The following is an 18,401-nucleotide window of genomic DNA, read 5'->3' as shown; positions in this document are numbered from 1 at the left end:
AATGGCTAATTTAAAAGTTATTGATCAAAAAGGCAAAGATGCTGGTGAAGTTACTTTAAATGATGAAGTATTTGGTATTAAACCAAATGAAAGCGTAGTTTTTGACGCAATTATCAGACAAAGAGCTGGCAGACGTCAAGGAACCTCGAAGGTTAAAAATAGATCTGCTGTTCGCGGTGGTGGTAAGAAGCCTTGGAAACAAAAGGGTACTGGACGTGCTCGTCAAGGGTCTATCCGTTCACCACAATGGCGCGGCGGTGGTGTTGTTTTTGGACCAACTCCACGTTCTTATGCATACTCAATGCCAAGAAAGCAACGGCGCTTGGCTATCAAGTCTGTTCTTTCCCAAAAATTGATTGATAAAGATTTGATTGTTTTAGATCAATTGACTATGTCAGCTCCTAAAACAAAAGAGTTTAAGTCAATCTTGGACGACTTAAAGGTTGAAGGTAAAGTTTTAGTTGTTTCTGAAGATAAAAATATTCAATACTCAGCTAGGAATTTGCCAAACGTTAAGGTTATCACTGCAAATGGCTTGAATGTAGAAGATGTTGTCAACTATGACAAATTAATCTTGACAAAAGAAGCTATTGAAAAGATAGAAAAGAATGTTGAGGGGGCTTCGACGAAATGAGTGCACACGATATCATTTTAAGACCTGTCATTACTGAAAAGTCAACGAACTTAATGGATGATAAGAAATATACTTTCAACGTGCTTTTAACTGCAACCAAGACTCAAGTTCGTGATGCTGTTGAAGAAATTTTTGATGTTAAGGTCAAAAAAGTTAATATCATGAATGTTCGTGGTAAGGATAAGCGTGTTGGTCGTTATTCAGGTAAAACTGCTCGGACACGTAAAGCAATCGTCACCTTAACTGAAGATTCAAATGACATCAAAATTTTCAAAGACGATAACGATAATAAAGAAGAAAATAAGTAATAGGAGGTCAGTCAATTGGCTATTAAAATTTATAAGCCAACCACAAATGGTCGCCGTAATATGACTACTTCTGACTTTGCTGAAATTACTAAGAGCAAGCCAGAGCGTACTTTACTTGAGTCACAATCACACACTGCAGGTCGTAACTCTTATGGTCATATTACTAGCAGACACCGTGGTGGTGGACATAAGCAAAAGTACCGTATCATCGATTTTAAACGCAATAAAGATAACGCTAAAGCTGTAGTTAAAGCAATCGAATACGATCCAAACAGAACTGCTAACATTGCGCTTCTTCACTATACTGATGGTATTAAGGCTTATATCTTAGCACCTAAAGGTTTAACAGTTGGTGATGTGGTTGAATCTGGCGCTAATGCAGATATTAAGCCAGGAAACGCTTTGCCATTAAAGAATATTCCAACTGGTACATCAATTCACAATATTGAATTAAGTCCTGGTAAAGGTGGTCAGCTTGTTAGAAGTGCTGGAGCCAGTGCTCAAGTTTTGGGTAATGATGGTAAGTACACTTTAGTTAAATTACAGAGTGGTGAAGTTCGTAAAATTTTATCAGTTTGTCGTGCAACTATTGGTGTTGTTGGTAATGAACAACATTCGTTAATTCAATTAGGTAAAGCTGGCCGTAGTCGCTGGTTAGGCAGACGTCCGCAATCTCGTGGTTCTGTAATGAACCCTAACGATCACCCACATGGTGGTGGTGAAGGTAAAGCTCCTGTAGGTCGTCCACAACCAATGACTCCATGGGGCAAGAAAGCTCGTGGTATCAAGACTAGAAATAGTAAGAGAGCCAGTGAGAAGCTAATTGTTCGTCACCGTAAAGGTAGCAAATAATAGAAGGAGGGTAATTTAATGAGCCGTAGTATTAAAAAAGGGCCTTTTGCTGATGCATCCTTATTAAAGAAAGTTGATGCACAAGCAGATACAGATAAAAAACAGGTTATTAAAACTTGGTCACGTCGTTCAACTATTTTTCCTTCTTTTGTTGGTTTGACTATAGCTGTTTACGATGGTAGAAAGCATGTTCCAGTATATATTACTGAGGATATGGTTGGTCATAAGTTAGGTGAATTTGTTCCAACGAGAACTTTTCGTGGACATAAGACATCTGACGACAAGGCTACTGCAAAATAAAGAAAGGAGAAACACTTAAATGGCAGAACAAGTTAGTTCAGCTAGGGCAGAAGCAAGAACAGTTCGTATTGCTCCAAGAAAAGCACGTTTAGTTGTTGATTTGATTCGTGGCAAAGACGTTGCTGAAGCATTGGCAATCTTGCAATTCACACCTAGAGCTGCTTCCCCAATCGTTGAAAAAGTTTTACGCTCAGCAATTGCAAATGCAGAACACAATTACGATCTTGAAAGTGCCAATCTTTATGTATCTGAAGCATACGTAAATGAAGGAGCAACTTTAAAGAGATTTAGACCACGTGCCAAAGGTATGGCTTCTCCTATTAATAAGAGAACTAGTCATGTAGTTGTAGTAGTGTCAGAAAAGAACGATTAAGGGAGGTATATTAATGGGTCAGAAAATTAACCCAAATGGTTTTCGTCTCGGCGTAATTCGTGACTGGGAATCTAAATGGTATGCTGACAGAGGATACAAAGAAACCTTAAATGAAGACCTTCGCATCAGAAAATTCATTGATAAGAAGTTAAAGAATGCCTCTGTTTCTACTGTTGAAATTGAACGTGCAGCTAATAGGATCAACGTATCAATCAATACTTCTAAACCAGGTATGGTAATTGGTAAAGGTGGTTCTGAAGTTGAAGCATTGAGAAAAGAATTAAATGCTTTGACTAAGAAACAAGTCCACGTTAATATTGTTGAAATCAAGAAACCTGATCTTGATGCCAAATTAGTAGCTGAAAGTATCGCTAGTCAACTTGAAGCTCGTATCGCTTTTAGACGTGCTACTCGTCAAGCTACTCAAAGAACTATGCGTGCCGGTGCCAAGGGAATCAGAGTACAAACATCTGGCCGTTTGAACGGCGCTGACATGGCAAGAAGAGAATGGCACACAGAAGGTCGTGTTCCATTACAAACTTTAAGAGCAGATATTGATTATGCTTGGGTAAATGCCTACACTACATATGGTGAAATTGGTGTTCAAGTATGGATTAACCGGGGTGAAATCTTACCTTCTAAAAGTAAGAAGCCCGAAAAAGCTGCGAAGGGAGGAAACAAATAATGCCTCTAGTACCAAAAAGGGTAAAACACCGTCGTGAGTTTCGTGGTAAGATGCGAGGTGCTGCTAAGGGTGGTAAAACCATTGCTTTTGGTGAATATGGTTTACAAGCCCTTGAATCGCACTGGATTACTACACAACAAATCGAAGCTGCTCGTGTTGCGATGACTCGTTACATGAAACGTGGTGGTAAGGTTTGGATTAGAATTTTCCCTCAAAAGTCATACACTGCTAAAGGTGTTGGTGTACGTATGGGTTCTGGTAAAGGTGCACCTGCAGGCTGGGTAGCTGTAGTCAAGAGAGAAAAGATTATGTTTGAAATCGGTGGCGTTAATGAAGCAACAGCTCGTGAAGCACTAAGACTTGCTGCAACGAAGCTACCAATTAAATGTAAATTTGTGACTAAAAGTTCGGAAGTAGGTGGCAATTCTAATGAAGGCTAAAGATATCAGAGCATTAACCACTGATCAAATGTTAGATAAGGAAAAGCAATATAAAGAAGAACTCTTTAATTTGCGTTTTCAACAAGCAACGGGTCAATTAGAAAATACCGCTCGCCTAGGCAAAGTTCGTAAAAATATTGCTAGAATTAAAACAATTCTTAGCGAAAAAGCATTGGAAAAAGATTAGTGGAAGGGAGTTATTAACTTGAGCGAATCAATCGAAAGAAATCATCGTCACGTATATCAAGGCCAAGTAATTTCTGATAAGAATGACAAGACTATCACAGTAGTTGTTGATACTTATAAGAACCACCCTGTTTACAAAAAGCGTATTAGATATTCAAAGAAATATTACGCACAAGATGATAAAAATGAAGCTAAAGTTGGCGATACTGTTCGTATCATGGAAACTCGTCCATTATCTCGTACAAAGCGCTTTCGTTTAGTTAAAATTGTTAAAAAATCTGTTTAATTTTGCGGATTTAGTGAGGGGAGGATTATATAGTGATTCAAAATGAATCCCGTTTGAAGGTTGCTGATAACTCAGGTGCCAGAGAACTTTTAGTTATTAGAGTCTTAGGTGGATCAAGACGTAAGACTGGTAACATTGGTGATATTGTTGTTGCAACTGTTAAACAAGCAACACCAGGTGGCGTTGTCAAAAAAGGTGACGTTGTCAAGGCTGTCATTGTTAGAACAAAATCAGGCGCACGTCGTGAAGATGGATCATACATCAAATTTGATGAAAATGCTGGTGTAGTTATCAATGCAGATAAGAGTCCACGCGGTACTCGTATCTTTGGGCCTGTTGCACGTGAGCTACGTGAGCACGACTTTATGAAAATCGTCTCTCTTGCTCCTGAAGTCATATAATAAGTGAGGTGCACTGATGTTTGTTAAAACTGGTGACAAAGTAAAAGTTATTACCGGAAAAGACAAAGGTAAAGAAGGTATTGTTTTATCTGTTAACGTTAAGAAAAACCGTGTAGTTGTTAAAGGCGTTAATAAGATCAAGAAGCATCAAAAACCTTCTCAGACTAATGCTAATGGTGGTGTAGTTGAATCTGAGGGTTCAATCCATGCATCAAATGTTAAGGTCATTGCTAAGTCAGAAGGCAAAACCAATGACAAAAAAGAAGAAACTAAGAAGTAGAAGGGAGGACACAAATGGCAAATTATTTAGCTCAAGAATATAAAGAAAAAATTGTTCCTGCATTGCAAGAAAAGTTTGATTACAGCTCAGCTATGCAAGTGCCAAAGATTGAAAAAATAGTTTTGAACATGGGTGTTGGAGACGCTGTTTCTAATGCTAAAAACTTAGACGAAGCTGTAGAGGAATTGACTTTGATCTCAGGGCAAAAACCACTGGTTACCAAAGCCAAAAAGTCAATTGCTAATTTCCGCTTGCGTGAGGGTATGTCTATCGGAGCTAAGGTAACACTTAGAGGAGATAGAATGTACGATTTCTTATATAAGTTAATCAGTGTTTCACTTCCTCGTGTTCGCGACTTCCGTGGTGTATCCAGCCGTTCATTTGATGGTCGTGGTAACTACACTTTAGGTATTAAGGAACAATTGATTTTCCCAGAAATTGACTTTGATAAAGTTAATAGAACTAGGGGTTTAGATGTTGTTATCGTTACTACTGCCAATACAGATGAAGAAGCTCGCGAGCTTCTAGGTCAATTTGGTATGCCGTTTGCAAAATAATGGAGGACATTAATGGCTAAGACATCACAAAAAATTAGAAATCATCGTCCTGCTAAATTTTCTTCACGTGAATATACGCGTTGCGAAAGATGTGGTCGTCCACGCTCCGTCTATCGTAAGTTTGGCTTATGCCGTATTTGCTTGAAAGATTTAGCTCACAAAGGTCAAATCCCAGGCCTGAAAAAGGCTAGTTGGTAATACGGATTGGAGGATAGCATAAATGGTCATGACAGATCCGATCGCAGACTACTTGACTAGAATTAGAAATGCCAACATGGCAAAACATAATTCTGTTGAAGTTCCTGCATCAAACATTAAAAAATCTATTTCAGAAATTTTGAAACGCGAAGGCTTCATCCGTGATTACGAAGTTACCGATGACAATAAACAGGGTATGATTAAGATTTTCTTGAAATATGGTCCTGATGGAGAACGTGTCATTTCGGGTTTAAAGAGAATTTCTAAGCCAGGTCTTAGAAATTATGTTAGCGCTGAAAATTTACCTAAAGTACTTAATGGTTTAGGTATCGCCATCGTCTCTACTTCTGCAGGTGTGATAACTGACAAAGAAGCAAGACAAAAAGATGTTGGTGGCGAAGTTATCGCCTATGTATGGTAATTCTGACAGAAAGGAGAGCAATCAATGAGCCGTATCGGTTTAAAAACAATTGAAGTCCCTGATAGTGTCACTGTTACTAAGAAAGGTGACAATATCACTGTTAAAGGACCTAAGGGTGAACTAACCAGATATTTTGATCCAAAAATCACATTTAAACAAGAAAATGGCAAAATCAACTTTTCTCGTTCAAGTGAAAGTGATAAAGCACTTCATGGAACTGAAAGAGCCAATCTTGCTTCAATGGTTGAAGGTGTAGTTGATGGTTACAAGAAAACTTTAAAATTAATTGGTGTTGGTTATCGTGCTACAGCACAAGGTAACAAATTGACTTTGAATGTTGGTTATTCTCACCCAGTTGTAATGACTGCACCAGAAGGTGTGTCAGTAAAAGCTACTTCAGCAACTGATATTGAAGTAGAAGGAATTTCTAAGCAAAATGTTGGACAATTTGCTGCTGAAATTCGCGATGTACGTCCACCAGAACCTTATAAAGGTAAGGGTATTCGTTATACTGATGAATATGTACGTCGTAAGGAAGGTAAAACTGGTAAATAGTAAATAAATTTTTGAGGTGAAATTGTGATTTCAAAACCAGATAAGAACAAATTGCGCTTAAAGCGTCATAAACGTATTCGTAGCAAAATTTCTGGTACTGCTGAGCGCCCACGCTTAAGCGTTTTCCGTTCAAACAAAAACATCTACGCTCAATTAATTGATGACGTAGCGGGTGTAACGCTAGCAAGTGCCTCAACTTTAGACGATTCTGTATCTAAAGATCAGACTAAAGTAGAACAAGCTCAAGCTGTTGGTAAAGGTATTGCCGAAGCAGCCAAAGCGAAAAACATTACTAGCGTAGTGTTTGATAGAAGTGGTTATTTATACCACGGCCGTATTTCAGCATTGGCAGATGCCGCTCGTGAAAACGGATTAGAGTTCTAGGAAAGGAGATAAATACATGGCAAACCGCAACGATTCTCGCAATAATCGCAGAAATAAAGACGACATTGAAGATCAGTTAGTAGCAATTAATCGTGTCACCAAGGTTGTCAAAGGTGGTCAACGAATGAGATTTGCTGCTCTGGTAATTGTTGGCGACAAAAAAGGTCGTGTAGGCTTTGGTACTGGTAAAGCTCAAGAAGTTCCAGAAGCAATCCGTAAGGCCGTTGAAGCTGGTAAAAAGAATATGATCAAGGTTCCTAAGGTTGGTACTACTATTCCTCATGAAGTAATCGGTCATTATGGCTCAGGCAGTATTATGATCAAACCTGCTCCAGCTGGTTCAGGTGTTGCTGCTGGTGGTGCCGTTCGTATCGTTATGGATATGGCCGGTATTGCGGATGTTACTTCTAAATCACTTGGTTCTAATACTCCTATTAATGTTGTTCGTGCGACAATAGATGGATTGAAGAAACTTAGAACAAGTGAAGATGTTGAAAAGCTTCGTCACGCTGAACTAGATTAGGGAGACTGGATAAATGACTGAATTAAAAGTTACTTTAATTAGAAGTGCTGCACACCGTCTGCCTGACCAAAGAAAAGTTGTGAAAGCTCTTGGTTTAGGTAGGATTAATAGTACAGCTACTTTACCAGACAATGCTGCAACTCGTGGGGCATTAATGAAAATCGCCCACCTGATTTCAGTTGAAGAAATTAATAAATAGTTAATTGAGGAGGTGCCAAATTAATGAAGCTTCATGAATTACATGCTGCTGAGGGGTCACGCAATACAAGAAAACGTGTTGGTCGTGGTACTTCAAGTGGTTTTGGAAAAACTTCTGGACGTGGCCAAAAAGGACAATTGTCTCGTCAAGGCGGTCATACCCGTCTAGGTTTTGAAGGTGGTCAAATGCCATTATTCAGAACCATGCCAAAACGTGGATTTAAGAACGTTAACCGCAAAGAGTATGCAATCATTAACTTAGATGACTTGAACAAGTATGAGGAGGGCAGCGAAGTTACTGTTGCCAATCTCAAGGAAAAAGGTTTGGTAAAGAAAGAATTATCAGGCGTTAAATTGCTTGCTGAAGGTGAGTTAAAAGTTAAGTTAAACGTAAAGATTAACAAAGTTTCCGCCGCTGCTAAAAAAGCAGTAGAGGCTGCTGGCGGATCTGTTGAGGTGATCTAATGTTTTCGACCTTGAAGAACGCCTTTAAGGATAAAGAAATAAGAAATAAAATTTATTTTACACTCTTTATTCTTTTGATATACCGAATTGGAGCGAATATTACTGTTCCAGGTGTCAACGCAAAAGCGATTACTCAAGTTGCACAAACTGGTTTAGTTCCAATGCTGGATACAGTTTCTGGTGGTGGACTAGATAATTATTCAATTTTCTCATTAGGTGTTTCCCCTTATATAACCGCACAAATTGTTATTCAATTGTTGCAGATGGATATTGTACCTACGTTGGTAGAGTGGGGTAAACAAGGTGAGGTTGGACGTCGCAAAACTAATCAAGTAACCAGATGGCTTGCTTTATTTGTTGCTTTTATTCAAAGTTTGGGAATTACACTTGGTTTTAACGCATTAACTCAAATGGGTTTAGTTAAAAATCAGACTCCTCAAACATACATTGAAATTGCAATAATTATGACAGCAGGAACGATGCTTTTGACTTGGCTTGGTGATGAGATTACTGATAAAGGTTTAGGCAACGGAGTTTCAGTAATTATTTTTGCTGGTATTATAGCTCGGTTACCCCGTGGCTTGTGGCAACTTTATAAAGATGGAGTTATCAATAATAATGCTAGTGATCGTTGGCAAGGGATTTTGTTCTTCATCGCGATTATCATTGCAATACTTATCGTAACCCAATTAGTTACATGGGTAGAACAGGCAGATCGCCGGATTCCAATACAATACACAAGACGGGCAACTATTAGTGGCTCTGAAAGTTTTTTGCCATTAAAGGTTAATGTTTCTGGCGTTATTCCAGTCATTTTTGCTAGTTCATTTATTATTACACCGGCAACAATTTTGATGGCCTTTCAGAAATCTCAGGGTGACCAACAATGGTATAAAATAATGACCAACATATTTAGTATGCAAACTACACCGGGAGTCATAATCTATACAGTTTTAATCATCTTGTTTACGTTCTTCTATGCTTTTGTTCAGGTTAATCCTGAGAAGCTGGCTAAGAATTTGCAAAAACAAGGTGCGTACATTCCGAGTGTTTGGCCCGGCAAAGATACACAAGATTACGTATCAAAGGTCTTAATTAGATTATCAACTGTAGGTTCTGTATTTTTAGGACTTGTAGCATTACTGCCACAACTTGCTACTAATTTTTGGGATTTACCAAGTTCAATTGGATTAGGCGGTACCAGTCTTTTAATCGTTATTGGTGTCGTCTTGGAACTATCTCGTCAAATTAACGGATTGTTAATGAAGAGAGAATACGTTGGATTCATCAGATAGGAACGGATAAATGATTAATATATTTCTTTTAGGTTTGCCTGGTGCTGGCAAAGGTACGGTATCAGAACAAATTGTCGACAAATACCATCTAACTCATATTTCAACTGGGGATATGTTTAGAGAAGCAATGGCTAATGAGACTAAAGTTGGTCTTGAAGCCAAAAGTTACATTGATAAAGGTAATTTGGTACCAGATGAAGTTACTGCCAAGTTAGTTGAAGAACGTTTAGGTCAGCCCGATATTAATGAAGGGTATATTTTAGATGGTTTTCCCCGGACAATTGTTCAAGCGGAACTTTTCGAAGATATTGCTAAGCGCATGAATAAGCAATTAACAAATGTAATTTCACTCGAAGTTAAAGAAGAAACTTTGATAAAACGTTTATCAGCACGTTTTATGTGTAAAAACTGTGGTGCAACATATAATAAAATTACAAAGATGCCTAAAGTTAAGGATACTTGTGATCGTTGTGGTGGGCATGAATTTTACCAACGTGAAGATGACAAACCTGAAGTAGTAAAAAATCGTTTAGAAGTAAACGAAAAAATGAACACACCGCTGAAAGACTTTTACGAGAAAAAAGGTTTGTTAGCTGTTGTAAATGGTGAACAGACGCCTGAAGAAGTTTTTAAGAACGTTGATGCGGTTTTAAGTAAAAAGCAATAATTTGTATATTTACTTTTCCGTGTTATAATTTCAAAGTATGACTGTTTAAATGCGGAGGAACGGCTTTGGCAAAAGATGATGTCATAGAAGTGAAGGGTAAGGTTGTTGATACCCTGCCTAATGCTATGTTTAAAGTTGAATTGGAAAATGGAGCTGTGATTTTAGCACATGTTTCCGGTAAGATTAGGATGCACTATATTCGAATTTTGCCTGGAGACCGTGTTACTGTTGAACTTTCTCCTTATGATTTAACTAAAGGTAGAATAACTTATCGATTTATAAAGTAATAACGGAGGGAAACATGAAGGTTAGACCATCTGTTAAACCAATGTGTGAACATTGTAAGATAATTAAAAGAAATGGTCGTGTAATGGTTATTTGCTCTGCAAATCCAAAGCACAAGCAACGTCAAGGTTAAGATAATAGGAGGTGCAATTTATGGCACGTATTGCTGGTGTTGACTTACCAAGAGATAAAAGAATAGTTGTTGCATTAACATATATTTATGGAATTGGTGAACCAACAGCACAAAAGATTTGTGCGGATGCTGGTGTTTCTGAAGACATACGTTCAAAAGATTTGACTCCAGATGACCAAGAGAAGCTTCGTGCAGAAGTTGATAAATACCGTGTTGAAGGTGACTTACGTAGAGAAGTAAGCATGAACATCAAGCGGTTAATTGATATTGGTTCTTACCGTGGTATTCGTCACCGTAGAGGACTTCCGGTTCGCGGTCAAAATACCAAGAATAATGCCCGTACACGCAAGGGTAGCAAGAAAAATAAATAAAAATTTTAAGGAGGTTTATTGATGCCTAAAACAGCACGTAAACGCCGTGTGAAGAAGCACGTTGAAAAAGGCGTTGCTCATATTCATTCTACGTTTAACAATACTTTAGTCATGATTACTGACGTTCAAGGCAATGCAATTGCTTGGTCTTCAGCTGGTGCATTAGGCTTTAAAGGTAGTCGTAAGTCTACACCATTTGCAGCACAAATGGCAGCCGAAGCAGCAGCCAAGAGTGCAATGGATCAAGGCATGAAACATGTAGAAGTTTCTGTTAAAGGTCCTGGTGCTGGCCGTGAATCTGCTATTAGATCGCTACAAGCGACTGGACTTGAAATCACCGCTATTCGCGATGTTACTCCAGTTCCTCACAATGGTTCTAGACCACCAAAACGTCGTCGTGTTTAATTTTGTTCTTATTGAAGGACATTGCGTTTTGAAAGGGGCCTAGTAATGATTGAATTTGAAAAACCAAATATTACCGTTGTGGACCAAGAAAAGTCTTATGGTAAATTTGTTATTGAACCACTTGAACGAGGCTTTGGTACTACTTTAGGTAACTCATTACGTAGAGTTTTACTGACATCTATCCCAGGTACAGGACTTGTTTACGTTCAAATAGATGATGTCTTACACGAATTCTCAACCGTTCCGGGCGTAAGAGAAGATGTCGCTAAGATAATCCTGAACCTTAAGAAACTTGAATTAAAGTCTTTTTCAGATGAACAAAAGATTATTGAAATTGACGTAGAGGGTCCGGCTACTGTAACCGCCGATGATCTTAAAGCTGACGCAGATATTCAAATCCTGAATCCTGATCAATATATTTGTACTATTGCTGATGGTGGCCACTTGCATATGCAAATTGCTGTTAAAAATGGTCGCGGCTATGTTGCAGCAAGTGACAACAAGAGCGAGGATATGCCAATTGGGGTTATTCCTGTTGATTCTTTATTTTCTCCAATAAAGAAGGTCAATTACCAAGTTGAATCAACTCGTGTTGGTAAAAGAGACGATTTTGACAAGCTCACTTTAGAGATTTGGACAGATGGTTCAATCAAGCCTAACGATGCCCTCAGTTTCGCAGCAAAAATATTAGTTGCACACTTTAAAGTGTTTGAAACTGCTGATGCAAATACTAAATTCAATGATGTAATGGTTGAAAAAGAGGACGATACAGCTGAAAAGAAGCTTGAAATGACAATTGAAGAGCTTGATCTTTCTGTTCGTTCATACAATTGTCTTAAACGTGCCGGTATTAATACACTGCAAGAACTAACTGACAAAACAGAAGCAGATATGATGCGTGTACGTAACTTAGGACGTAAATCGTTGGAAGAAGTTAAAAATAAATTAGCTGACTTGGGACTATCATTGCGTCAAGAAGATTAATTTAAAAAATAAAGGAGGTAAACTGATGGCATACCGTAAATTGGGTCGCGACAGTGCACATAGAAAAGCAATGCTGAGAGAAATGACTACTCAATTAATCATGAAGGAACGCATTACTACTACTGAAGCTCGTGCTAAAGAAGTTCGCAAAACCGCCGAAAAGATGATTACTTTAGGCAAACGTGGAGATTTGGCTGCAAGAAGAAGAGCAGCTGCCTTTGTTCGTGATGAGGTTGCAGATATTCATGAGGAAAAAGATGCAATCGTTGTTAAATCAGCTTTGCAAAAGCTTTTTAGCGATATTGCACCGCGTTACAAAGATAGAAATGGTGGATACACCAGAATTATGAAGCTTGCTACAGCTCGTAAGGGTGATGCAGCTCCAATGGTTATTTTAGAATTAGTTTAATTCAAATAATCCAAACTTAATAGCTATTAAGAATTATCCGTGAGAGTGAGAATAAGCGTTAAGATGATGACGAAAGTTTAGTCTAGCTTAGATAATTATATTATCCCTCCTCATGGGTGATTTTTTTTGCTCTTTTAATTTTGTTTAAGCACAAAACAGGAAGATATTTTTAAAATTGAATTCAGAACGGGTTAAAGCATATTAAATAGTGAAACTGATAATTTTGATGTGCAAAGGTGCCAATCAGTATTCAGAATTGTTGATATTTTTGGTACAATTGAATCAGACTTTTAGGACGGTGAGAGTATGGCAAACGATAATATTATTAAAATAAAAAATGTAAGTTTTTTCTATCCAGAGTCAGACGCTCCCGCTATAGATAACATTAGTTTCAACGTGAAACGGGGTTCATGGACTTCAATTATTGGTCATAATGGTAGTGGTAAATCAACAATTATCCGCCTAATTAATGGCTTGCTGGTACCTGATGAAAGCGGAAGCCCTTTAATCGAAGTAGATGGAATAAAACTAACGGACGATACAGTTTGGGAAGTTCGCAATAGAGTAGGCATTGTCTTTCAAAATCCTGATAATCAGTTCGTGGGAGCAACGGTGGCTGATGATGTTGCATTTGGTTTAGAAAATCGTGGCATTCCTCATTCAGAAATGGTTAAAATAGTTCCGGAAGCAATTAAAGCCGTCGGAATGAGTGAATATGCCAACTCTGAGCCTGCAAATTTATCCGGTGGTCAAAAGCAAAGAGTGGCTATTGCTGGTATATTAGCTATTAAACCCAAAATAATTGTGTTAGACGAAGCTACTTCAATGCTTGATCCTGAAGGAAGAAATCAAATATTATCAATTGTTCAAGATATGAAGGATAAGTATGACTTGACTGTAATTTCTATTACTCATGATATTGATGAAGCTAATATGGCTGATCAAGTCTTAGTAATGAATGATGGTAAATTAATTACACAAGGAAGTACTAAAACAGTTTTTAGTCAGGTTAGTCTTCTTAAAAGTATAGGGTTAGATGTGCCCTTCTTTGAGCAAATTAAAGAAAAATTGCAGCAAGATGCAATAAAATTACCTGATAACTTAGATTCAGAAAAAGAGTTGATTAATTATCTATGTCAATTAAATTCAAAAATGTAAGCTACATTTATTCTCCCGAAACTCCAATGGCAAAAAAGGGTTTAGATAATGTTTCATTTGAGTTAAAAGATGGTTCTTTTAATGCAATAATTGGACATACTGGGAGTGGAAAATCGACTCTTATGCAGCATTTTAATGCTCTTATTAAACCTGCAACAGGAAAAATAGAAATAGCTGGCACAACTATAACACCAGAAACTACAAATAAAAATTTAAAAGATTTAAGAAGACATGTAAGTTTGGTTTTTCAGTTTCCTGAAACGCAATTGTTTGAAAATACAGTTTTAGATGACATTGCCTTTGGTCCTAAAAATTTTGGTTATGACAATGAAAAAGCTCTTGAAAGTGCTAAATATTGGCTAAAAAAAGTTGGCTTATCTGAAGAAATTGGCAAAAGGTCACCATTTGAACTTTCTGGTGGACAAATGAGGAGAGTGGCAATAGCTGGAGTAATGGCATATGAACCAGATATTCTTTGTTTGGATGAGCCAGCAGCTGGTCTTGATCCAGAAGCGCGTAAACAAATGATGGCACTTTTTTCTGATTACCAAAAAGACGGGCATACGGTAATTTTAGTTACCCATAATATGGATGATGTGGCTAAATATGCTGACAATGTTTTAGTTATGGAACAAGGTAAACTTATTAAGCAAGACACACCTACAGAAATTTTTAAAAATCGTAAGTGGTTGCAAGAGCATCACCTTGAAGAACCTAAAGCTTCTTTGTTTGCAGCTAAATTAACTAATTATAAATTTACAAAAATGCCATTAAATATAAATAGTTTAGTAAAAGAAATAGAAAATAATTTGAAGGGGTGATTGCGTGAGTAAAATCTTAATTGGTCGTTATGTAGCTGGTGATTCGATAGTCTATAGAATGGACCCTCGAGGGAAATTACTCGCAACTATTCTCTTTATTTTGTTTGTCTTTTTGGCTAATAATCCAATTTCATATATTATAGTGACTATTTTTAGTTTAGCCGCAGTTGCTGCTACAAAGCTAAAGCCTAAAATCTTTTGGGATGGAGTAAAGCCATTAATTTGGCTGATTTTGTTCACTTCTTTTTTACAACTATTTTTTACTGTTGGGGGAACTGTATACTGGCGCTGGACAATCTTTGCCTTATCAAGTTACGGCATTACTAATGCAATTTTTATATTTATTCGTTTTACTGTAATTATTTTAATCTCCACAGTAATGACGGTTACAACTAAGCCACTTGAAATTGCTGATGCGATCGAATGGCTATTAAAACCGCTTAAATTGATTCGTATTCCAGTAGATAAGATAGCACTTGTAATGTCAATAGCACTTCGCTTTGTGCCCACTCTATTTGATGAAACTTTTAAAATAATGAATGCTCAGCGCTCACGTGGTGCAGATTTTAATAACGGCGGATTAGTTACTAGAGCAAAGGCAATCACACCACTTTTAGTGCCACTGTTTATTAATTCTTTGGAAACAGCAATTGATTTATCAACTGCGATGGAGTCTCGCGGATATCGCGGTGATAAGGGAAGAACAAAATTTAGAGTATTAAAATGGTCTAATGTAGACTTTATAAATTTGTTTTATTTTGTTTTATTATTAGGACTTCTATTAGTATTTAGGACACATTGATGACAACAAGATATAAAATGACAGTCGCTTATGACGGCCATCTATTTCACGGATTTCAATATCAGCCACACCAAAGAACTGTGCAAGGTACAATTGAAACAGCATTATATAAAATGACAAAAGGCAAAACCGTGATTGTCGAAGGTTCAGGCCGTACAGATGCTGGTGTTCATGCACTAGGTCAAGTAATTCATTTTGATTATCCAGGTAAACAAATTCCACCTGAAAGAATGATTTGTGCATTGAATTCAATGATGCCACTAGATATTATATTTAAAAATTGCGCAGTAGTCGATGAAAAATTTCATGTTAGATATAGTGCAAAAGGTAAGTGGTACCGGTACTGTGTTAGTCTGGATAGGTTTGTTGACCCTTTTAAACGTTTCTATACAGGACACTATCCTTATCCAGTTGATATAGAAAAAATGAAAAAAGCAGCTACTGATTTGCTGGGTACTCATGATTTCACTAGTTTTGCTGCTAGTGGTGGCCAAATAAAAAACAAAGTGCGTACGATGTATTACGTAAATATACAAAAAGATCAAAGAAATAATGAAATTATCTTTGATTTTATTTGTTCAGGATTTCTTTATAACATGGTTCGTATTTTAGTAGCTATGTTATTAGAGATTGGCAGAGGTAAACGTCCTGTAAATGATATTCCCCGGGTAATATCTGCTAAGGATCGAGAACAGGTGAGAGAAACTGCTCCAGCAAGTGGACTATTTTTGTATCATGTTTTTTATAAAAATATACCGGAAAAGTACAGGCTTGATAGGGATTAATATTGACTTTTTAATTAAAAAGACTTATTATATTTAAGTATGTTTGTCCACGATAGGCCCCGGAATCTTATTGTTTTCAAACAACGTATAAACGGAGGAAATTAAATTGCGTACTACACAATTAGCGAAACCTAATGAAATTGAACGTAAGTGGTATGTTATTGACGCAACAGATGTATCTTTAGGTCGTCTGTCAACTGCAGTAGCAACTATTTTAAGAGGTAAGAACAAGCCTCAATATACACCAAACGTTGACACTGGTGATAACGTCATTATTATTAATGCCGCTAAACTAAAGTTAACGGGTAAGAAAGCTACTGACAAGATTTATTACCATCACTCTGATTACCGTGGTGGTATAAAAGCCACTCCAGCTGGAGACTTGCTGGCTAATAATCCAGTTAGATTAGTTGAATTGTCAGTTAAGGGTATGCTTCCTAAAAATACTCTCGGTCATCAAGAGTTTATGAAGATGCATGTTTATGCTGGTGCTGATCACAAGCATGAAGCACAAAAGCCTGAAGAATTAGACATTAACAAATTAATCTAGGAGGTTAAATAATGGCACAACAAGTTGCATATGCAGGTACCGGTCGGCGCAAGAATTCTGTTGCGCGTGTTCGTTTAGTACCAGGTAGCGGCAAGATTACTGCTAATAACAAAGATATTGATCAATACATTCCATTTCCTAACTTAGTTAAGGATTTGAAACAACCATTGACTTTGACTGAAACTGAAAATCAATACGACGTTAAGGTTAACGTAAATGGTGGTGGTTTCTCTGGGCAAGCCGGAGCTATTCGTTTAGGAATTGCACGTGCTCTTCTAGAAGTTGACCCTGATTTTCGTGGTCCTTTAAAGAAAGCGGGATTCTTGACTCGTGATCCAAGAATGGTTGAACGTAAGAAACCTGGTCTTAAGAAAGCTCGTAAAGCTTCACAATTTAGTAAACGTTAATCAGTACGATTATATCAGCGTTTTAAAGCACTTCATGGTTTATACCATGAGGTGTTTTTTTATAATTTTTTTGCAAAATTTACACCAACCAAATTCACACCATTACTTTAAAAATCAATATGCATTACTGACTTTGATAATCCTAATTTGAAGTAGTTTAATGGTTGTATATATGATGTTGCAATCATAGTGAAATATAAAAATGGACACAAAACAGTAATAGATGTGCTAAAAATAAGTAAGCGATATGAAAATTTTCAGCTACAAATTAATAATTTAAAAATAAATGAAGGTAGTATTGTTGGTTTAATTGGTAAAAATGGGTCAGGTAAGTCAACTTTTTTGAATTTACTATCAAATAAAAAGTGAAACAAGCAGTGTAAAAATTTTTGGTTTGGATTATGTTAAAGATGAATGCCAGATAAAACTTAACTTAGGTGTAATTTTGGAGCAAAATTATTTTCCAAACTCATTTTCTGTTCAACAAATTGAAAAAATGCTAGAAAAGGTTTATCCATGTTGGGATAAAAAACTCTATCACAATTTGATTGATGAGTTTGATTTGCCTACCAATAAGCCTATTAGTAATTTTTCAAGAGGGATGCTTGTTAAATTAAATTTTGCTGCCACTCTTTCTCATCACCCAAGACTCTTAATTGCTGATGAAGCAACTAGTGGGCTTGACCCTATTGTAAGAAGAGAAATCTTATCTATATTAAAAGAATATGTAAATAATAATCAAATGACGGTATTATTGTCTTCACATATCTTAAGTGATTTAGAACAAGTTGCTAACTATTTTATTTTTATGGAAAATGGCAATATTTTATTAAAGGGTAGTCAAGGTGAGTTGCTTAATCATTATGCAATTAAAATAGAGATAACAGACCTTCCATTGAAGAACATCAAATATAAACTATACCAAGATAACATGGCTCAATATCTAGTTGAAGTATCACAAGAAAGTGTTGATTATATAGATTATGCTTCATTAGAGGAAATATTCCTATTTTTAGTAAAAGGAGTAAAGATAGATGAGAGGACTTCTTTATAAGGATTTTCAACTTATACTAAATAAGCTAAGTCTGAAAAGTAGATTGCTAATCATATTAGTACTACTTTTGGTGACAATTTTTGGTAGGGAGTCTGGAACGATTTTTCTCTCAATAATGGGACCGATTAGTTTAGCATCAATGCCAACTGGTCTATTGATTGCTGACCAAGAAAGTGGATGGAACAGATTCGTAGGTGTTTTTCCTATTCCTAAAAAAAACATAGTTTTG

Annotated in this window: 36 protein-coding genes; all 36 read left to right on the top strand. The window is 36.9% G+C overall.

Going from position 1 to position 18,401, the window contains the following annotated elements; genetic code table 11:
- The first annotated feature begins 1 nt into the window (after position 1).
- The gene (rplD, locus tag JF76_RS07360) at positions 2 to 634 is read left to right on the top strand and encodes a 50S ribosomal protein L4 (RefSeq protein ID WP_034980465.1); all 633 of its coding nucleotides are present in this window, start codon (positions 2 to 4) and stop codon (positions 632 to 634) included.
- Positions 631 to 942, top strand: a complete 312-nt coding sequence (gene rplW, locus JF76_RS07355; protein ID WP_034980462.1) for a 50S ribosomal protein L23 — start codon at positions 631 to 633, stop codon at positions 940 to 942. Before rplD ends, rplW begins: the two co-directional genes overlap by 4 nt.
- Positions 943 to 957: 15 nt before the next feature.
- Positions 958 to 1,794: a 50S ribosomal protein L2 gene (gene rplB / locus JF76_RS07350; protein ID WP_045928454.1), complete on the top strand. Its 837-nt coding sequence runs from the start codon at positions 958 to 960 to the stop codon at positions 1,792 to 1,794.
- A gap of 18 nt (positions 1,795 to 1,812) precedes the next feature.
- On the top strand, positions 1,813 to 2,094 hold the full coding sequence (rpsS, locus tag JF76_RS07345; protein ID WP_034980456.1) for a 30S ribosomal protein S19: 282 nt from the start codon (positions 1,813 to 1,815) through the stop codon (positions 2,092 to 2,094).
- A 19-nt stretch (positions 2,095 to 2,113) separates the two neighbouring features.
- On the top strand, positions 2,114 to 2,467 hold the full coding sequence (rplV, locus tag JF76_RS07340; RefSeq protein ID WP_034980453.1) for a 50S ribosomal protein L22: 354 nt from the start codon (positions 2,114 to 2,116) through the stop codon (positions 2,465 to 2,467).
- Positions 2,468 to 2,480: 13 nt separating this feature from the next.
- Positions 2,481 to 3,152 carry a 30S ribosomal protein S3 gene (gene rpsC / locus JF76_RS07335; protein ID WP_034980450.1) on the top strand — a complete coding sequence of 224 codons (672 nt, stop codon included), beginning with the start codon at positions 2,481 to 2,483 and terminating at the stop codon, positions 3,150 to 3,152.
- Positions 3,152 to 3,592 (top strand): 50S ribosomal protein L16, encoded by a 441-nt coding sequence (rplP, locus tag JF76_RS07330; RefSeq protein WP_045928453.1) that lies wholly within the window; start codon positions 3,152 to 3,154, stop codon positions 3,590 to 3,592. The genes rpsC and rplP overlap by 1 nt, the downstream gene beginning before the upstream one ends.
- Positions 3,582 to 3,779 (top strand): 50S ribosomal protein L29, encoded by a 198-nt coding sequence (gene rpmC, locus JF76_RS07325; RefSeq protein WP_034980443.1) that lies wholly within the window; start codon positions 3,582 to 3,584, stop codon positions 3,777 to 3,779. Before rplP ends, rpmC begins: the two co-directional genes overlap by 11 nt.
- Positions 3,780 to 3,797: 18 nt before the next feature.
- On the top strand, positions 3,798 to 4,064 hold the full coding sequence (gene rpsQ, locus JF76_RS07320; protein ID WP_034980439.1) for a 30S ribosomal protein S17: 267 nt from the start codon (positions 3,798 to 3,800) through the stop codon (positions 4,062 to 4,064).
- Between the two features lie 32 nt (positions 4,065 to 4,096).
- A complete protein-coding gene (gene rplN / locus JF76_RS07315; RefSeq protein ID WP_045928452.1) occupies positions 4,097 to 4,465 on the top strand; it encodes a 50S ribosomal protein L14 in 369 nt (122 codons plus the stop codon).
- 16 nt (positions 4,466 to 4,481) lie between these two features.
- Positions 4,482 to 4,745, top strand: coding sequence for a 50S ribosomal protein L24 (rplX, locus tag JF76_RS07310; protein ID WP_045928451.1), 264 nt, complete (start codon positions 4,482 to 4,484; stop codon positions 4,743 to 4,745).
- A 14-nt stretch (positions 4,746 to 4,759) separates the two neighbouring features.
- Complete coding sequence (rplE, locus tag JF76_RS07305) at positions 4,760 to 5,302, top strand: 50S ribosomal protein L5 (RefSeq protein WP_045928450.1); 543 nt, start codon at positions 4,760 to 4,762, stop codon at positions 5,300 to 5,302.
- Between the two features lie 12 nt (positions 5,303 to 5,314).
- Positions 5,315 to 5,500, top strand: coding sequence for a type Z 30S ribosomal protein S14 (locus JF76_RS07300; RefSeq protein WP_034980430.1), 186 nt, complete (start codon positions 5,315 to 5,317; stop codon positions 5,498 to 5,500).
- Between the two features lie 22 nt (positions 5,501 to 5,522).
- Positions 5,523 to 5,921 carry a 30S ribosomal protein S8 gene (rpsH, locus tag JF76_RS07295; protein ID WP_034980428.1) on the top strand — a complete coding sequence of 133 codons (399 nt, stop codon included), beginning with the start codon at positions 5,523 to 5,525 and terminating at the stop codon, positions 5,919 to 5,921.
- A gap of 24 nt (positions 5,922 to 5,945) precedes the next feature.
- Positions 5,946 to 6,476 (top strand): 50S ribosomal protein L6, encoded by a 531-nt coding sequence (gene rplF, locus JF76_RS07290; protein ID WP_045928449.1) that lies wholly within the window; start codon positions 5,946 to 5,948, stop codon positions 6,474 to 6,476.
- A 24-nt stretch (positions 6,477 to 6,500) separates the two neighbouring features.
- Positions 6,501 to 6,860, top strand: coding sequence for a 50S ribosomal protein L18 (gene rplR, locus JF76_RS07285; protein WP_034980422.1), 360 nt, complete (start codon positions 6,501 to 6,503; stop codon positions 6,858 to 6,860).
- A 16-nt stretch (positions 6,861 to 6,876) separates the two neighbouring features.
- Positions 6,877 to 7,383 (top strand): 30S ribosomal protein S5, encoded by a 507-nt coding sequence (gene rpsE, locus JF76_RS07280; RefSeq protein WP_034980420.1) that lies wholly within the window; start codon positions 6,877 to 6,879, stop codon positions 7,381 to 7,383.
- A 13-nt stretch (positions 7,384 to 7,396) separates the two neighbouring features.
- Positions 7,397 to 7,582, top strand: coding sequence for a 50S ribosomal protein L30 (rpmD, locus tag JF76_RS07275; protein ID WP_034980417.1), 186 nt, complete (start codon positions 7,397 to 7,399; stop codon positions 7,580 to 7,582).
- A 23-nt stretch (positions 7,583 to 7,605) separates the two neighbouring features.
- Positions 7,606 to 8,046 (top strand): 50S ribosomal protein L15, encoded by a 441-nt coding sequence (gene rplO, locus JF76_RS07270; protein ID WP_034980414.1) that lies wholly within the window; start codon positions 7,606 to 7,608, stop codon positions 8,044 to 8,046.
- Positions 8,046 to 9,341 (top strand): preprotein translocase subunit SecY, encoded by a 1,296-nt coding sequence (gene secY, locus JF76_RS07265; RefSeq protein WP_034980412.1) that lies wholly within the window; start codon positions 8,046 to 8,048, stop codon positions 9,339 to 9,341. The genes rplO and secY overlap by 1 nt, the downstream gene beginning before the upstream one ends.
- A 10-nt stretch (positions 9,342 to 9,351) precedes the next feature.
- A complete protein-coding gene (locus JF76_RS07260; RefSeq protein WP_045928448.1) occupies positions 9,352 to 10,008 on the top strand; it encodes an adenylate kinase in 657 nt (218 codons plus the stop codon).
- Between the two features lie 65 nt (positions 10,009 to 10,073).
- Positions 10,074 to 10,295 (top strand): translation initiation factor IF-1, encoded by a 222-nt coding sequence (infA, locus tag JF76_RS07255; protein WP_034980408.1) that lies wholly within the window; start codon positions 10,074 to 10,076, stop codon positions 10,293 to 10,295.
- A gap of 14 nt (positions 10,296 to 10,309) precedes the next feature.
- Positions 10,310 to 10,426 (top strand): 50S ribosomal protein L36, encoded by a 117-nt coding sequence (rpmJ, locus tag JF76_RS07250; RefSeq protein ID WP_006729432.1) that lies wholly within the window; start codon positions 10,310 to 10,312, stop codon positions 10,424 to 10,426.
- 20 nt (positions 10,427 to 10,446) lie between these two features.
- Complete coding sequence (gene rpsM, locus JF76_RS07245) at positions 10,447 to 10,797, top strand: 30S ribosomal protein S13 (RefSeq protein WP_034980405.1); 351 nt, start codon at positions 10,447 to 10,449, stop codon at positions 10,795 to 10,797.
- A 21-nt stretch (positions 10,798 to 10,818) separates the two neighbouring features.
- Positions 10,819 to 11,202: a 30S ribosomal protein S11 gene (gene rpsK, locus JF76_RS07240; RefSeq protein ID WP_034980403.1), complete on the top strand. Its 384-nt coding sequence runs from the start codon at positions 10,819 to 10,821 to the stop codon at positions 11,200 to 11,202.
- 45 nt (positions 11,203 to 11,247) lie between these two features.
- Complete coding sequence (locus JF76_RS07235) at positions 11,248 to 12,186, top strand: DNA-directed RNA polymerase subunit alpha (protein ID WP_034980402.1); 939 nt, start codon at positions 11,248 to 11,250, stop codon at positions 12,184 to 12,186.
- Positions 12,187 to 12,211: 25 nt separating this feature from the next.
- On the top strand, positions 12,212 to 12,595 hold the full coding sequence (rplQ, locus tag JF76_RS07230; RefSeq protein WP_045928447.1) for a 50S ribosomal protein L17: 384 nt from the start codon (positions 12,212 to 12,214) through the stop codon (positions 12,593 to 12,595).
- Between the two features lie 306 nt (positions 12,596 to 12,901).
- A complete protein-coding gene (locus tag JF76_RS07225; RefSeq protein WP_045928446.1) occupies positions 12,902 to 13,753 on the top strand; it encodes an energy-coupling factor ABC transporter ATP-binding protein in 852 nt (283 codons plus the stop codon).
- Positions 13,729 to 14,574, top strand: a complete 846-nt coding sequence (locus JF76_RS07220; RefSeq protein ID WP_045928445.1) for an energy-coupling factor transporter ATPase — start codon at positions 13,729 to 13,731, stop codon at positions 14,572 to 14,574. Before JF76_RS07225 ends, JF76_RS07220 begins: the two co-directional genes overlap by 25 nt.
- 4 nt (positions 14,575 to 14,578) lie before the next feature.
- Positions 14,579 to 15,376, top strand: a complete 798-nt coding sequence (locus JF76_RS07215) for an energy-coupling factor transporter transmembrane component T family protein (protein WP_045928444.1) — start codon at positions 14,579 to 14,581, stop codon at positions 15,374 to 15,376.
- The gene (gene truA, locus JF76_RS07210) at positions 15,376 to 16,161 is read left to right on the top strand and encodes a tRNA pseudouridine(38-40) synthase TruA (protein ID WP_045928443.1); all 786 of its coding nucleotides are present in this window, start codon (positions 15,376 to 15,378) and stop codon (positions 16,159 to 16,161) included. Before JF76_RS07215 ends, truA begins: the two co-directional genes overlap by 1 nt.
- A gap of 106 nt (positions 16,162 to 16,267) precedes the next feature.
- On the top strand, positions 16,268 to 16,711 hold the full coding sequence (gene rplM, locus JF76_RS07205) for a 50S ribosomal protein L13 (RefSeq protein ID WP_045928442.1): 444 nt from the start codon (positions 16,268 to 16,270) through the stop codon (positions 16,709 to 16,711).
- A gap of 11 nt (positions 16,712 to 16,722) precedes the next feature.
- Positions 16,723 to 17,118, top strand: coding sequence for a 30S ribosomal protein S9 (gene rpsI / locus JF76_RS07200; RefSeq protein WP_034980394.1), 396 nt, complete (start codon positions 16,723 to 16,725; stop codon positions 17,116 to 17,118).
- Positions 17,119 to 17,307: 189 nt separating this feature from the next.
- Entirely contained in the window at positions 17,308 to 17,487 is a 180-nt protein-coding gene (locus JF76_RS10555; protein ID WP_425268394.1) for an ATP-binding cassette domain-containing protein, read from the top strand.
- Positions 17,488 to 17,512: 25 nt separating this feature from the next.
- Positions 17,513 to 18,172, top strand: a complete 660-nt coding sequence (locus JF76_RS07195) for an ATP-binding cassette domain-containing protein (protein WP_244267932.1) — start codon at positions 17,513 to 17,515, stop codon at positions 18,170 to 18,172.
- The coding region (locus JF76_RS07190) for an ABC-2 transporter permease (protein ID WP_045928441.1) at positions 18,153 to 18,401 on the top strand (249 nt) is incomplete at its 3' end. The genes JF76_RS07195 and JF76_RS07190, both read left to right, overlap by 20 nt.

The organism is Lactobacillus kullabergensis (assembly GCF_000967195.1).
Classification (GTDB): Bacteria; Bacillota; Bacilli; order Lactobacillales; family Lactobacillaceae; genus Lactobacillus; species Lactobacillus kullabergensis.
This window is presented reverse-complemented; position numbering and strand designations above follow the sequence as displayed.